The 14483-nt window shown below is 55.0% G+C and carries 13 protein-coding genes; 8 read left to right on the forward strand and 5 right to left on the reverse strand.

Annotated features, from left to right (window positions below; all coding sequences use genetic code 11):
- Window positions 1–7 precede the first annotated feature (7 nt).
- The 4 genes from B9Z41_RS05915 (at window position 8) to B9Z41_RS05930 (ending at window position 3572) form a co-directional block, all read left to right on the forward strand.
- Window positions 8–556, forward strand: coding sequence for an NUDIX hydrolase (locus B9Z41_RS05915; protein ID WP_100146121.1), 549 nt, complete (start codon window positions 8–10; stop codon window positions 554–556).
- 90 nt (window positions 557–646) lie between these two features.
- Entirely contained in the window at window positions 647–1678 is a 1032-nt protein-coding gene (locus B9Z41_RS05920) for a TRAP transporter substrate-binding protein (RefSeq protein WP_100146123.1), read from the forward strand.
- Between the two features lie 143 nt (window positions 1679–1821).
- Window positions 1822–2256, forward strand: a complete 435-nt coding sequence (locus B9Z41_RS05925; protein ID WP_233202548.1) for a TRAP transporter small permease — start codon at window positions 1822–1824, stop codon at window positions 2254–2256.
- Complete coding sequence (locus B9Z41_RS05930; protein WP_100146125.1) at window positions 2253–3572, forward strand: TRAP transporter large permease; 1320 nt, start codon at window positions 2253–2255, stop codon at window positions 3570–3572. The genes B9Z41_RS05925 and B9Z41_RS05930 overlap by 4 nt, the downstream gene beginning before the upstream one ends.
- 81 nt (window positions 3573–3653) lie before the next feature.
- Here B9Z41_RS05930 and B9Z41_RS05935 read toward each other — a convergent pair whose 3' ends face one another.
- Both B9Z41_RS05935 and B9Z41_RS05940 read right to left on the reverse strand, forming a co-directional pair.
- Window positions 3654–4421 carry a substrate-binding domain-containing protein gene (locus tag B9Z41_RS05935; RefSeq protein WP_158236143.1) on the reverse strand — a complete coding sequence of 256 codons (768 nt, stop codon included), beginning with the start codon at window positions 4419–4421 and terminating at the stop codon, window positions 3654–3656.
- A gap of 22 nt (window positions 4422–4443) precedes the next feature.
- Entirely contained in the window at window positions 4444–5412 is a 969-nt protein-coding gene (locus B9Z41_RS05940; RefSeq protein ID WP_100146128.1) for an alpha/beta fold hydrolase, read from the reverse strand.
- Between the two features lie 318 nt (window positions 5413–5730).
- Between B9Z41_RS05940 and ispH the strand changes: the two genes are divergently transcribed.
- Window positions 5731–6669, forward strand: coding sequence for a 4-hydroxy-3-methylbut-2-enyl diphosphate reductase (gene ispH / locus B9Z41_RS05945; protein WP_100146129.1), 939 nt, complete (start codon window positions 5731–5733; stop codon window positions 6667–6669).
- A gap of 33 nt (window positions 6670–6702) precedes the next feature.
- Here ispH and B9Z41_RS05950 read toward each other — a convergent pair whose 3' ends face one another.
- The 3 genes from B9Z41_RS05950 to dxs form a co-directional block, all read right to left on the reverse strand.
- Complete coding sequence (locus B9Z41_RS05950; protein ID WP_100146130.1) at window positions 6703–7659, reverse strand: alpha/beta fold hydrolase; 957 nt, start codon at window positions 7657–7659, stop codon at window positions 6703–6705.
- 80 nt (window positions 7660–7739) lie between these two features.
- Window positions 7740–8993, reverse strand: a complete 1254-nt coding sequence (gene hemA / locus B9Z41_RS05955; RefSeq protein ID WP_100146131.1) for a glutamyl-tRNA reductase — start codon at window positions 8991–8993, stop codon at window positions 7740–7742.
- Complete coding sequence (gene dxs / locus B9Z41_RS05960) at window positions 8994–10871, reverse strand: 1-deoxy-D-xylulose-5-phosphate synthase (protein WP_100146132.1); 1878 nt, start codon at window positions 10869–10871, stop codon at window positions 8994–8996.
- Between the two features lie 135 nt (window positions 10872–11006).
- Between dxs and hemE the strand changes: the two genes are divergently transcribed.
- From hemE to bchI, 3 genes are all read left to right on the forward strand, one after another.
- Window positions 11007–12113, forward strand: a complete 1107-nt coding sequence (gene hemE / locus B9Z41_RS05965; RefSeq protein WP_100146133.1) for a uroporphyrinogen decarboxylase — start codon at window positions 11007–11009, stop codon at window positions 12111–12113.
- Between the two features lie 67 nt (window positions 12114–12180).
- Window positions 12181–13398 carry a Coenzyme F420 hydrogenase/dehydrogenase, beta subunit C-terminal domain gene (locus B9Z41_RS05970; RefSeq protein ID WP_233202550.1) on the forward strand — a complete coding sequence of 406 codons (1218 nt, stop codon included), beginning with the start codon at window positions 12181–12183 and terminating at the stop codon, window positions 13396–13398.
- Window positions 13399–13452: 54 nt separating this feature from the next.
- Window positions 13453–14478 carry a magnesium chelatase ATPase subunit I gene (gene bchI, locus B9Z41_RS05975; RefSeq protein ID WP_100146135.1) on the forward strand — a complete coding sequence of 342 codons (1026 nt, stop codon included), beginning with the start codon at window positions 13453–13455 and terminating at the stop codon, window positions 14476–14478.
- The last annotated feature ends 5 nt before the right edge of the window (window positions 14479–14483 follow it).

Here is a 14483-nt window from a genome sequence, read left to right on the forward strand (position 1 = left end):
CGCACGCATGTTGCACCGCACACCTATTGCACACTGCAAAGCTTGCGGCACAGCGGTTCAATACCGCTTGCCTGATGACGGCGATACCCGCGAACGTGCCGTGTGCACGGCCTGTCACACCATCCATTACGAAAACCCTCTCAATGTGGTGGGCACCGTGCCTGTATGGGGCGACAAAGTGCTGCTGTGCAAACGCAACATCGAGCCTCGTTTGGGCAAGTGGACTTTGCCTGCGGGTTTTATGGAGCTGGGGGAGACCGTGGCCCAAGGCGCTGCACGCGAAACCGAAGAAGAAGCAGGCGCTCAATTTGAAATCCAAGAATTGTTCAGCTTGATGAACGTGGTCCGTGTAGGACAAGTGCATTTTTTCTACCGCGCCAAATTACTCAGCGACCAATTTGACCCGGGGCATGAAACCATGGAAGCGCGCCTCTTTGCTGAAGACGAAATTCCCTGGGATGACATTGCTTTTCGAACCGTCAAAGAAACGCTTGAGCATTACTTTGCAGATGCGAAGACACAGCAATTTCGCCTCCATCAGGTCGATATCGTCTAGAACGCACTCAGCACGCAGGGGAATTCCCTTAATTAACCGACCGATTGGTCGGATTAATATGTGGCAGAACTTTTTCACGGAGACGATCAGATGAAACAACATTTCAAGCGTGCAGTGATTGCCGCAGCCATTTTGAGTGCCTCGGTGGCCACTCAAGCACAGACCATCACCTTGAAGGTGCACCACTTTTTGAATGCACAAACCATTCAACACACCGCCATGTTACGCGGCTGGTGCGACAACATTGCCAAGGACTCCAACAACCGCTTGCAGTGCCAAATTTATCCATCCATGCAACTCGGCGGCACACCGCCACAGCTGTATGACCAAGCCCGTGACGGCGTGGCCGATGTGGTCTGGACATTGCCTGGGTACACAGCTGGGCGATTCCCCAAAATGGAAGTCTTTGAATTGCCATTCATGATGACCAATGCCGAGGCAACCAGCCGTGCGGCTTGGGACTATTACGAGAAGAACGCGCAAGACGAATTCAAAGACGTCAAAGTGCTGGCCATGCATGTGCACGGGCCAGGCAACATCTTCACCTCGAAGAAACAAATCAAAACCATGGCGGACATCAAAGGCCTCAAGCTACGTGCCCCCACCCGCTTGACCACCAAATTGTTGGCGAGCATGGGCGCAACCCCAGTGGGCATGCCAGTGCCTGCCGTGCCCGATGCTTTGTCCAAAGGCGTGATTGATGGCGCAGTGATTCCTTACGAAGTCGGTCCATCGATCAAGATTGATGAATTGGCTCGTTTCACGGCAGAGCCAGATCGTAGTGCCCCCGCGCTCTACACCACGGTATTCGTAGTGCCCATGAACCGCGCCAAGTACGACTCACTGCCGCCCGATCTGCAAAAAGTGATCGACAAAAACTCGGGCCGTGAACTGTCTGCGTTCTTGGGCAAGACACAAGCTGGCAACGATGCACCAGGCAAGGAAAAGATGATCGCGGCGGGCCACACCATCACCGTGATTTCCAAAGCTGAACTTGAAAACTGGAAAAAAGCCTCCGACAGCGTGGACGATGAGTGGATCTCGGACATGAACAAGCGAGGCTTGGATGGCAAAGCTTTGCTGCAAGACGCACAAGCTTTGATTAAGAAATACACCAAGTAACAGCACATCTTGCACCTGACAGACACAAAGGGAGGTTCAACCTCCCTTTGTTGTATACAGTGCCACACGAATTAGAAAATACTCTGGAGCATCAAGTGCGAATACTTCAACCACTGTCTAACCTTTGCGCCATCCTTGCAGGGATGTTGCTGACCATCATTACGTTGATCACCTGCGGCAATTTGATCTTGCGCAACACCACCGGTGACTCCATGGCCGGCGCTTTTGAAATGACGGCGATGGCCACGGGCGCAGCCATCGCCTTGTTCATGCCTTTGGCACAAGTCAGGCAAGGCCACATCATCGTGGACTTTTTCACCTCCAATGTGAGCGATGCCACCAATGCCAAGCTAGACCGCTTGGGCGCTTTGGTTTTGTCTTTGGTCTTCATGCTGCTGGCATGGCGCACCACGCTGGGTGGCATGAGCGCCTACAAAGCCAACTCGCAAACCATGCTGCTGGGATTTCCTGAGTGGATTGTGTATGCCTGCATGGTGCCGCCCTTTGCGCTCAGTGCGCTGGTCGGGCTGCATCAATCTATCTTTGGCTTTGACAACGCAACGGGGCAATCGGCATGACACCACTTGAACTCACCGCAACAATTTTTGGCAGCATGCTGTTCTTCATGGCGGTTCGCTTCCCCATCGCTATCAGCATGTTTCTCGCCGGTGCGATTGGCTACATCTCTCAGGCAGGCTGGCTGCCTTTTTCAAACTTCGTCAACGCACAAACCTTTGCTCGATTCGCGGGTTATGACTTGTCGGTGATTCCCTTGTTCATCTTGATGGGCAACTTCGCCACTAAAGGCGGCATCAGCAAATCGTTGTTTGCGTTTGCCGCCAGCGTGATGGGAGGCTTCAAAGGCGGCTTAGCGATGGCGTCTTTGCTCGCTTGCGCTGCTTTTGGCGCCATCAGTGGCTCATCTGTCGCAACAGCGGCAACGATCACGGGTGTGGCATTGCCCGAGATGCGCCGTCACGGCTATTCAGGACGTCTTGCGACTGGAACACTGGCAGCAGGCGGCACACTGGGCATTCAATTGCCACCGTCGGTGGTGTTGGTGATCTATGCCATCTTGACCGAACAAAACATCTCTAAGTTGTTTGCCGCTGCGGTCGTGCCGGGCATCATCGCCATGTTGGGCTACATGGTTGCCGTCGCTGTATATGTGCGCATGGTGCCCGGGCAAGCGCCTGAAGTGGATGTGGATCGTGAGCCTTTGACACTTGCAAAAGTCGTAGGTGTTTTGCCGATCATGATCATCTTTACCTTGGTGTTTGGTGGAATTTATGGGGGTTTGTTCACGCCGACCGAAGGTGCGGCTGTCGGTGCGGCCTCCACCCTGATCACCGCAATGGCCAAGAGAGAAATGACCCTTGAAAAGTTCAAAGAATGTTTCTTGGGAACGGCCACCAGCGCTGCCATGATTTTTCTGATCTTCGTAGGTGCCGATTTGATGAACGCCGCACTGGCCATGACACAAGTGCCCAACCAACTGGCCGCAGTGGTGGGCAGCTGGGGCTTGCCACCGCTGGCTGTGATTGGCGCCATCTTGCTGTTCTACGTGCTGTTGGGTGCTGTGATGGACGAAATGTCCATGCTGCTGCTAACCGTGCCGATTTTCTTCCCCATGGTCATGGGACTGGATTTCGGCATGCCCAAAGACATGGTGGCGATTTGGTTCGGCATCATGGTCTTGATGACCGTCGGTTTTGGACTGATTGCGCCGCCCGTGGGACTCAACGTCTACGTGGTCAACAGCATGGCCAAAGAAGTCCCCATGGCCGAGAGTTACAAAGGGGTAATGCCCTTCTTGGTCAGCGACGTGTTGCGCACCTTGCTGTTCTTGTTCTTCCCCATCGTGCCCCTGTGGTTGGTTGGATTTATCGGTTAAAACTCAGAGATATCAAAAAAGGGTTGGCAAAATAAATTTGCCAACCCTTTTTATTGGGTCACCCATACCTTGCCCAAACACTCAAGGCGCAGGCATCATGCCCTTGGAACGAATCACCTCTGCCGTTTCCTTCTGTGTGAGCATGGCCATGAATGCTTTGGCTGCGGGTGACTGCTGACTGCGAGCACTCAATGCCACCGCGTAATAGGTGTAGTTTTGAATTGCCTCTGGCAAAGGCCCCACCAAGTCAGCACCTTGGACCGGCAAAATTTCACTGATCTGATGGATCGCCAAGTCCGCTTGACCCGAGACCAAGCGTTCCGCCACCAAACCGCCGGGCACAAGAACAGCCTTGGGGCGCACCACATCACTCAAGCCCATGCGTTGAAACAACTGGTCCAAATAGATACCACTGGACCCACCTGACTTCGGATCGATAAAGGCCACGTGCTTGGCGTGGATCAAGGCTTGTTTGAATTCATCGACCGTGGCAATAGCAGGCTTTGAAGTACCCGCTTTTACGGCGACACCAATGGCAACCTTCGCCAATGGCGTGATGCTGCCTGCATCGACCACGCCACGAGTTGCGAGGGCCTGAAGACCTGCGGGTGTCAACACCAACACATCGAAAGTCTCACCCTCCGTAATCCGCTTGGACAAGGCCCCCGCAGTGTCGTTTTGGATGTCGAGCTGATGCCCTGTCTTGGCTTCATAGCCTGGCGCCAAGGCCACAACAACCTGCTTGAAGGCCCCCGTGGTGAGCACTTTGATGGTGTCGGCTTGTGTGGTACCGCAAGCCGCTATCAGGCAGGCGCATAAAAAACGAGATAAAAGGAAACGATGATTCATTGTTCGGTGCTCCTTCGTCTGATCAACCCACATAGACCGGCTTGGGTTGTTCAAAGAACCCTTCCAGCACACGCATGACGATAGCCAGATTTTTCTCATGCAAACTTGAATGCGCAATGCCGGGCATCACAACGAATCGCTTATCGGGGTTGGGTAACTTAGCAAAGTAATTCAACAAATCTTGAATATTGGCAATGCCATCAAACTGGCCACGCATGATCATGACTGGCGCCAGCAGTTTTTCGGGTTGGCACACGGGCAAGTTGATCGACATGTCCACATAAGATCCCGTAGGCACCTCTGAATCCAATTTCAAAATGGCATCGGCAAATGCATTCACCACATCCATGTCCGCAGTCCCCGGATGGTCACGTGTGAAGATGCTCTGAATCATGGCACGGTCAATCGCACGTTTGTTACCAGCCGTCCAATCGGCGATGCGTTTACGTCGATTTTGCAAAGTGGGACTACCCTCACCTGTCCAGACAAAGGCATCTAGCGCGATGCGACTGACCCGATCTGGGAAACGCTCTGCAAACAAAGCAGCTTTGAGCGCACCAGAGGACAGCCCATACAGCATCAGTTGTTTTTGCCCCGTTGTTTTCAGAATGTACTCACTCACGGCAGCCAAATCATCAGCGCCATTGGAGATGTTGAAGTTGATCGCACGAGACTTGCTGGAGCGGCCATACCCCTCATTGTCTAAACACCAGGTGTCAAACCCGAGTTTGGCAAAGTGGTCCATCGTGGAGTACTGCGGCTTGCCCGGCACCTGCAAGTCAAAGACAGGGGTACCTGCCATCGAAGAACCGTGCACAAAAAGAATCACGCCCTTGTTGGCAGACTTAGCTGTTGTCAGCGGCGGCTTACGCCACATAAACAGCTTGATGGACTCACCATCTGCTTGTCGAGTCGCCCAATGTTCCTGACCAACCAGCGCGGCTGCGTTTGAATTGGTGCGTAGCTGAGCAGACACGGCGGTGTCGGTCATGAGCAGACCACTTGTCAAAGTGGCTGAAGCAGAGAGTAAATGGCGACGTTTCATTGATTTAGCAATCCGTGTGATTTCAAGAATTTAAAAGGTGGCGCATAGGACCACACCGTCTCCACTCAAACCATAGGAATAACCCTTGGTAATCATGCTAGCGAACCCAGTCATGTTGAGTTTATGCAACGCAACCGATCGTTGATGCAATTCAGAACACCACTTTGCTAAGATATTTATCAGAGTTCAAACAGCTGCTCATGCAGCAAGACACTGGTACATGGCGATGATTTTTTGTGGACAACTGATCGCGGATTCATGGCTATGAGTATTCATTCCATCTTGCTAGCTGAACCGCGCGGTTTTTGCGCAGGTGTTGACCGGGCCATCGAGATCGTCGAAAAAGCGCTGACCAAATTTGGGCCGCCTATTTATGTGCGACATGAAATCGTGCACAACACCTTTGTTGTCGACTCATTGAAAATGAAAGGTGCTGTTTTCATTGAGAACCTGAACGAAGTACCAGCAGGCGCGACATTGATATTCAGCGCGCACGGAGTCAGCATCTCTGTACAGAAAGAGGCTCAATCACGAGGTTTTTCCATCTTTGATGCAACTTGCCCACTTGTAACCAAAGTCCATGTCGAAGTGGCGAAACTCTACAAAGAAGGGTACGAGTTCATCATGATCGGGCACAAAGGACACCCGGAAGTCGAAGGGACCTTGGGTCAAATCAACAGTGGCATCCATTTGGTTGAAACCGTGGCCGATGTCGCAAGCATCAACCCTACCCAGACCGAACGCTTGGCTGTGGTCACCCAAACCACATTGAGCATGGACGATACGGCCGAGATATTGGCCTTGGTGAGAGAAAAGTTCCCCAATGTCAGGCAACCCAAACAACAAGACATTTGCTACGCCACCCAAAATCGCCAAGACGCGGTAAAGCTACTCAGTGGTCAAGTCGATGTTGTGATTGTGGTTGGTAGCCCTGCCAGTTCCAACAGCAATCGTCTTCGTGAACTGGCCCATCGCATGGGCGCTGACAGTTACATGGTCGACAGCGCGCTCGAACTTCAAGCGCATTGGTTTGAAGGAAAGCCCAGAGTTGGATTGACGGCAGGCGCTTCAGCCCCTGAAGTCTTGGTGCAAGCAGTCATCTCGCGACTTCGTGACATGGGTGCTGTCAGCGTGCGCCATATGAAAGGCTTGCAAGAAAACACGAAGTACCCTCTGCCTAAAGGCTTGCGCATGCCTTTGTGAATGTACTTCGTGGGTCAGGCGCAGCCGCCCCCATCAAGGGGCGTCAATGCTCGGCAATAAATGGACGCTCAAGAATGCATCCACTTGCGCCAACCCAATCTCAGGGTGCTCCTCCTGAATCACATGCCCTAACTTGGGTAACACCACGGTAGACGACTGGCGCAACACCGAGGCGTAACTTGCTGCATTGCTGCTGGGAATCATGTGGTCGTTTTCTCCCCATATCAGCAAGGTTGGCGCTGTGATTTTTGTCAATCGAGGGATAGGGTTGGTAGATATCGTTTGATCGGCTCTGTCCAAGATAGCCGCCCTCACACCAGGCGCTCGCAGCATGTCGTGGTAACGGTTGACCATCTGCTCTGTCAACACTTGCGGGTCTGAAAATGCGGTGTCGATCAAGCTACGCACAAAGTATTTGGGCAAGCAATATTTCATCAACCCCATGATGGCGGGCACTTCGTAGGGTTTGGTTCCCCATTGCGCCTCAGGTGCAAAACCATCGGGTGCCATCAACACCAAGGCCTTGACGCGCTCTGGTTGTTCTGCGGCCAAGGCCCAAGCCATTTTTCCACCCAAGGAATGACCCACAATTGAATAGGTGGTCAGCTCTAACTTGTTCACAAAATGAATCAGCGTGGTGAGGTCTTGACTGTCCGAGTAATTCTTGGAGGGACTCTCTCCCGTCAAACCAAAACCAGGCAAATCGAGTCGGATCACGCGAAACTTCAACGCCAATTGTGGACTCCAAGTATCCCAAGTTTGCAGACTCGACCCAAAACCGTGCAAGAGCAACAACGCGGGGGCATCAGGCGGACCTGAGTCCTGATAGTTGACACGAAGACCATCGACCTCCAGCACGCGCTGTGAGGCAGCCCCATAGCGATGCAGCAACTCTGCACGATCCAAATCTGGCGTCCACACACCATACAGACCGGCGGCAATCACAAAAGCACTGATCGGCAACACCTTCCCCCAACGTCGCGTGGTCATGATGCAAACTGGCTCACACGCTGGTCATGCATGGCATAGCGCCACTGCATCACCACTCGGTTCTGGCACAGCCGCATCGTTCAATCGTTTAAAAAAATATGTCGGACCGCCTCAAGGGCTTTTTCTCTTTGAACGCCATCCGGGTGATTGAGTTCGCGCAAGGGACCGTTGAGCATTTTCTTCATCAACGCCATCGACAGAGACTCTAAAACACTGTCCACCGACTGCCCCTTTTCTATTCGTTTGCGGGCACGGGCCAATTCTGTTTGACGCCAAGCGTCTGCCTGGAGATTGAGTTCTTGAATCAATGGCACATGGTTTCTGCGTTCCAACCAAGCCATGAATTTCTGAACACCTCCATCAATGATGGCTTCAGCCTCAGCAACAGCTTCTTGCCGATGAGATTGACCACTGTTGATCACATGGGTCAGGTCATCGATGGTGTACAGGTAAACGCCCGACAAGTCTTTGACTTCCGGTTCGATATCGCGTGGTACGGCCAGATCCACCATGAAAATGGGTCGGTTTTTTCGTGCGCGAAGAGCCCGTTGAACTGCCCCCAGGCCAATCAGGGGCAAGGTGCTGGCTGTGCAACTGATGACCACATCAAACTCATGCAAGCGTGCAGGCAGATCGGCCAGTGAAATGCTCTGCCCACCGTGCATCGCCGCCAACATATCTGCCCTTGTCGCAGAACGATTGGCAATGGTGATGGACCGGGGAGATTTGGCGGCAAAGTGCGCGACGCACAGCTCAATCATTTCTCCGGCGCCCACAAATAACACGTTTGTATCTTTGATGTTTTCAAAAATTCGACTCGCCAGGCGAACACTCGCTGCCGCCATGCTGATGGAGTGCACACCGATGTCCGTGGATGTTCGTACCTCTTTGGCAACGGCAAATGACCTTTGAAACAATTGATTCAAGGTGGTGCCAAGCGCACCAGAGTCCGCAGCCAGTCGCACCGCATCTTTGAATTGGCCCAGTATTTGAGATTCACCAAGGACCATCGAATCGAGACCACTGGCCACACGAAATGCATGACGCGCCGAAGCGTCACCTTCGAGTCTGTAGATGTGCGATTGCAAAACATCCACATGTGCCTTGCCAGTATCGGCCAACCACTTGAGAGTTTGTCGCCATTGAACCTCGTCGCCTGCACAATAAACTTCGGTTCTGTTGCAAGTGGACAAGATAGCCACCTCTTTATGCGTCTCAAACGTACGACGCAAACCTTGCAACGACAACACCAGTTGGTCTGACGCGAAGGCAAACCGCTCGCGCAAATCGATGGGGGCAGTTCGATGGTTAAGCCCTAAGGTCCAGACTGCCATTCAGACCACCCGTCTCAGCATGGGTGTGGCGTACAAATCTGGCCAAGCCTGGGCCACACGCTGGAGAATGCCTGTCGCGGTCAATCCATAGTGCTGCATCAACACTTGGGGATCCCCATGCTCTGTGAACGTATCCTCAAAGCCCATCACCAGAACGGGCTTGCAGATAGCCATGTCTTGCATAGCCTCTAAAACAGCAGCGCCTGCGCCACCCATACGGGCGCCATCTTCAATGGTGATGAAACGCTCATGTGTGAGCGCTGCTTGGCGCAGAGTCTCCATATCCAGCGGCTTGGCCCAACGCATGTTGATGACCGTGGCGTTCAACGACTCGGCGGCTTTGAGTGCTTCATAAAGTAACGGGCCAAAAGCCAAAATTGCCGTGCCTTCACCCGCGCGGCGGATCTCTGCCTGTCCAAACGGCAGTGCGCTTAAATTTGCTTGCACCTCGACGCCCACACCCGAACCTCGGGGGTAGCGCACCGTGACAGGACGGTCATGTGCATACGCTGTGCTCAGCAATTGCCGACATTCGTTTTCATCGGCTGGGCACGCCACACTCATATTGGGAATGCAGCGCGTGTAGGCAATGTCAAACACACCTGCGTGGGTCGGGCCATCGGGTCCGACGATGCCCGCCCGATCCAAAGCAAACACGACGGGCAGTTTTTGTAGCGCGACATCGTGAATCAACTGGTCATAGGCTCTTTGCAAGAAAGTCGAGTAAATGGCCACGACAGGCTTGAGACCTTCACAGGCCAAACCTGCGGCAAACGTCACGGCGTGCTGCTCTGCAATCCCCACATCGTGGTAGCGACGAGGAAAACGTTGACTGAACGCCACCATGCCTGAACCTTCTCGCATGGCCGGGGTGATGCCCACCAAGCGGGGGTCCTTGGCAGCCATGTCGCACAGCCATTGCCCGAACACTTGGGTGAATGTCATTTTTCCTTGTGCAGCAGGCATCAAGCCAACCGCTGGGTCAAATTTACCGGGGCCGTGGTAGCTGATGGGGTCCGCTTCCGCTTTCGCGTAGCCCTGCCCTTTGCGGGTGACAACATGTAAAAACTGCGGGCCTTTTTCTTTTGAGATTTTTTCCAAGGCTTCCACCAAGCCGAGGACATCGTGTCCGTCGATGGGGCCGGTGTAGGTGAATCCGAGCTTTTCAAAAATGGTGGCGGGCTGAATCAATTGCTGGGTTTGTTGTTCCAGATGACGCGCCAGCGCAAACAAGGGCGGTGCATTGCGCAACAGCTGCTGGCTGAGTTTTTTGGCTTGGGCATAAAAGCGACCCGACATCAATTCAGACAGGTATTGATTCAAGGCCCCCACGGGCGGACTGATGGACATGTCGTTGTCGTTGAGCACCACCAACAGATCGCATTCACTGGTGCCTGCGTTGTTCATGGCTTCATACGCCATGCCAGCCGTGAGTGCTCCGTCCCCAATGATGGCCACTGCTTTTCTGTGGCTGCCGGTGAGCTTGGCGGCCATGGCCATGCCCAATGCAGCCGAAATACTGGTGGAAGAATGTGCGGTGCCAAAAGCGTCGTACACACTTTCTTCGCGATGCGGAAAACCGCTCAAACCACCCCGCTGACGCAAAGAGCCCATTCGATCCATCCGCCCCGTCAACATTTTGTGGGCATAGGTTTGATGGCCGACATCCCAAATCAAGCGATCCTCTGGGGTATTGAACACGTAGTGAAGGGCAATGGTCAACTCAATCGTGCCCAAGTTAGAGCTGAAATGCCCGCCTGTTTGAGATACCGAATCGATCAGACGCTGGCGGAACTCCCCCGCCAGTGCAGGCAAACGCTCAGCGGGCAGCTGTCTCAGTTGAGATGGCGATTCAATCCACTCCTGCGCAGCGTCCATGGTCGGCCTCAAAGTTTTCTTGATTGACCTTGAATTTACAGCCATTTGACAAGATGTCAAGTTAAATTGACACTTTGCACATCTTCTTTAGTTGACATTCAAAAATAAACCCTCCCACATCCCGGACGAATTGACATGCACCCTCAACTTCAAAATGACCAATTCCTGCGCGCTTGCTTGCGGCAAGCCACGACCCACACCCCCATGTGGTTGATGCGCCAAGCAGGGCGCTACTTACCCGAATACAGAGACACGCGAGCCAAAGCCGGCAGCTTCATGGGCTTGGCCACCAACACCGACTTTGCCACTGAGGTCACCCTGCAGCCCCTGGACAGATACCCTTTGGATGCAGCCATTTTGTTCAGTGATATCTTGACCGTGCCCGATGCCATGGGTCTGGGCTTACGGTTTACCCAGGGCGAAGGGCCTAAATTTGACAAAGTGGTGCGCGACGAAGCGGCTGTGGCCGCCCTGCAGGTACCCGACATGAACCGCTTGCGTTATGTGTTTGACGCCGTGACGTCCATCCGCAAAGCCTTGAATGGCCGCGTGCCTTTGATTGGCTTTTCAGGCAGCCCCTGGACCTTGGCTTGCTACATGGTCGAAGGCGGGGGCTCTGACGACTACCGTTTGGTCAAGAGCTTGATGTACAGCCGACCCGACCTGATGCACCGCATTTTGGAGGTCAACGCGCTGTCCGTTGCAGCCTATTTGAATGAACAAATCAAAGCTGGCGCGCAGGCTGTGATGATCTTTGACAGCTGGGGCGGCGTCTTGGCCGACGGTGCATTTCAAGAGTTCAGCTTGGCCTACACCGCCAAGGTGTTGGCCCATGTGCACACCCACCATGAAGGACAACAAATTCCACGCATTGTGTTCACGAAGGGGGGCGGCCTTTGGCTCGAAGAAATGAACCAATTGGACTGCGACGTGCTGGGCCTGGACTGGACCGTTAACTTGGGCAAAGCACGCGCTTTGGTCGGGGGCAAGGTGGGTGGCCCGGGCAAAGCCCTGCAAGGCAACATCGACCCCAATGTGCTGTTTGCACCGCCTGAGCAGATCGCCACCGAGGTGCGCCGTGTGCTCGACAGCTTTGGTCAACCCCATACTGACCCCAGCACGACCGGCCCAACCCACATTTTCAACTTGGGGCACGGCATCAGCCAATACACGCCGCCAGAGCATGTGGCTGCCTTGGTGGAGGCGGTACACAGCCACTCGCGCCAAATGCGCGCGCCTTGATCGCATGGCGCCTTCATCCCTTGCCCACGATACAGCCCCCAGCCGGAGGCTCTGCACAGACTGCGGCTTGTCGCGCACCGACGACCCCAAGCGCTGCGGCCAAGCCTGCCAATTCATTCAGCCCAACTACCCTGGCTTGGAGACACAGGTCCACGGTCGCCAGCGCCAGCAAACCACCGCCGAACACACAGCGCAGTCTGACGAGCTGTTCTTTGGCCCCTACCAGCAGATCCTGAGTGCCCGCATGAAGTCACCCTCAGAGGGTGCGCAATGGACGGGCATCACCACCCGGCTGGCCGAGGTGCTGCTTGAGCAGGGATTGGTGGACGCGGTGATCGCCATGGCAGCCGACCCCAACGACCGCTGGCGTCCGCGCCCGGTGCTGGTCACACGCGCCCAAGACATGCAGCAATGCCGGGGCATGCGGATGGGCTATGCGCCCTTGCTGAGTTTGGTCGAACCGGCCCTGGCCCAAGGCCACAAACGCTTGGCGGTGATTGGCATTCCCTGCCAAATTTACGCACTGCGGGCCATCCAAGCGCAACTCGAGCGTGAGCAGGGTTTGAAAGAGCTGTTCGTCATTGGCACACCTTGCTCAGACAACACCACCACGGAGAACTTCCACCAGTTTCTTGGCTTGATCTCGGACCGACCGCAAGACATCAGCTATGTCGAGTTCCGCGCCGATTACAAGGTGGAAGTGCGCACCGACCAAGGCGACAAGCGCCTGATTCCGTTTTTGAACCTGCCCTTGTCCACCCTCCCGCCAGACTTCTTTCCCCTCACCTGCCGCACTTGCGTGGACTACACCAATGTGCTGTCGGACATCACGGTGGGCTACATGGGCGGACATGGCCAGCAATGGGTGTTGGTGCGCAACGCCCGCGGTCAGGCCATGCTCGATGGCCTCAGCACGCAACTCATCACCAGCGTGCCCATCAGCAAAGGCCGTCGCGAGGGGCCGGTGCGCGGCTTCATGGCCAACACCGAACGCGCTGCCGGGGGACTGCCACTGCGTCGCATGCCTGCTTGGATCAAGCCGCTGGTCAACTGGCTCATGCCCCGGGTGGGGCCGCGCGGTTTGGAGTTTGCACGCGCGCGCATCGAGATGAAGGCGATCGAATCGATCTTGCATCTGCGTCGCGAAGCCCCGGCGCGAATCAAAAACATGCTGCCGGCTCATGTCTGGGCACTGGCAGCTCGCTATGGGCTAAAACCCGAACATGATGCTCAAAAATCCGACAAAACCAACTCTGACACTTCAACAAGTGTAAATTTAACTTGACACTTGAGACTCTCTTTTGGATGATGACTTGAAAACAGCTTTGCGGAACGCCCCATGGCATTGACCTTTCCTTTTGCGGCCATCGTCGGTCAAGACGAAATGACACTCGCCATCCAAGTGGTGGCGGTCGACCCTTCCATCGGTGGCGTGCTGGTGCTGGGTGACCGTGGCACCGGCAAATCCACCGCGGTGCGCGCGCTGGCCGACTTGCTGCCACCTATCCAGGTGGTCAAAGGCTGCCCCTACCGCTGCGATCCGGGCCAACCCGCCCAAGCTTGCCCCGTGTGCCAGGCCAAAGACCCGAAAGTCAAAACCGTGGTGGAGCGCCAAGCGGTGGCCGTGGTAGACCTGCCTTTGGGTGCCACCGAAGACCGCGTGGTCGGCGCGCTGGACCTGGAAAAAGCCTTGTCCCAAGGCATCAAGCAGTTCTCGCCGGGCTTGCTGGCACAAGCTCACCGGGGCTTTTTGTACATCGACGAAGTCAATCTGTTGGACGACCACTTGGTCGACCTGCTGATTGATGTGGCCGCCTCGGGCGAAAACCTAGTCGAGCGCGAAGGCCTGAGCGTGCGTCACCCCGCGCGCTTTGTGTTGGTCGGCAGCGGCAACCCCGAAGAAGGCGAACTGCGCCCCCAGTTGCTCGACCGCTTTGGCCTGTCGGTGCAGGTGCGCACGCCACAAGACTTGGCGCTGCGGGTCGAGATCATCAAACGCCGTGACGAATTTGAAAGAGACCCCAGCGCATTCAAAGCGCACTGGCACAAAGACAACCAAAAGCTGCAAAAACGCATTGTCAAAGCGCGTGAACGTTTGGCCCAAGTCACCGTGAGCGACGACATGTTGATGCTGTGTGCACGGCTGTGCCAACAACTGGGCACCGATGGCCTACGCGCCGAGCTCACCTTGCTCAGAGCCACGCGGGCCTTTGCCGCGCTGCAAGGTCAGTCCAGCGTTCAAGCCCAACACCTGCAAAGCATGGCGCCTTTGGCCCTGCGCCATCGGCTACGACGCAACCCGCTGGACGACACCGACTCTGGCACCCGCGTGCAGCGCAGTTTGCAAGAAGTGCTGGCGGCCTGAGTCTG

This window comes from Limnohabitans sp. JirII-31 (genome assembly GCF_002778315.1).
Taxonomy (GTDB): domain Bacteria; phylum Pseudomonadota; class Gammaproteobacteria; order Burkholderiales; family Burkholderiaceae_C; genus Limnohabitans.

Bases quoted from the DNA above. Each gene is read 5' to 3' on its own strand.
- hemA (WP_100146131.1), bottom strand. From the start codon at position 8,993: ATGGCAGTCTGGACCTTAGGGCTTAACCATCGAACTGCCCCCATCGAT.
- dxs (WP_100146132.1), bottom strand. From the start codon at position 10,871: ATGGACGCTGCGCAGGAGTGGATTGAATCGCCATCTCAACTGAGACAG.
- B9Z41_RS05935 (WP_158236143.1), bottom strand. From the start codon at position 4,421: ATGAATCATCGTTTCCTTTTATCTCGTTTTTTATGCGCCTGCCTGATA.
- B9Z41_RS05930 (WP_100146125.1), top strand. From the start codon at position 2,253: ATGACACCACTTGAACTCACCGCAACAATTTTTGGCAGCATGCTGTTC.
- B9Z41_RS05940 (WP_100146128.1), bottom strand. From the start codon at position 5,412: ATGACCGACACCGCCGTGTCTGCTCAGCTACGCACCAATTCAAACGCA.
- B9Z41_RS05920 (WP_100146123.1), top strand. From the start codon at position 647: ATGAAACAACATTTCAAGCGTGCAGTGATTGCCGCAGCCATTTTGAGT.
- B9Z41_RS05915 (WP_100146121.1), top strand. From the start codon at position 8: ATGTTGCACCGCACACCTATTGCACACTGCAAAGCTTGCGGCACAGCG.
- B9Z41_RS05950 (WP_100146130.1), bottom strand. From the start codon at position 7,659: ATGACCACGCGACGTTGGGGGAAGGTGTTGCCGATCAGTGCTTTTGTG.
- bchI (WP_100146135.1), top strand. From the start codon at position 13,453: ATGGCATTGACCTTTCCTTTTGCGGCCATCGTCGGTCAAGACGAAATG.
- B9Z41_RS05925 (WP_233202548.1), top strand. From the start codon at position 1,822: ATGTTGCTGACCATCATTACGTTGATCACCTGCGGCAATTTGATCTTG.
- hemE (WP_100146133.1), top strand. From the start codon at position 11,007: ATGCACCCTCAACTTCAAAATGACCAATTCCTGCGCGCTTGCTTGCGG.
- ispH (WP_100146129.1), top strand. From the start codon at position 5,731: ATGAGTATTCATTCCATCTTGCTAGCTGAACCGCGCGGTTTTTGCGCA.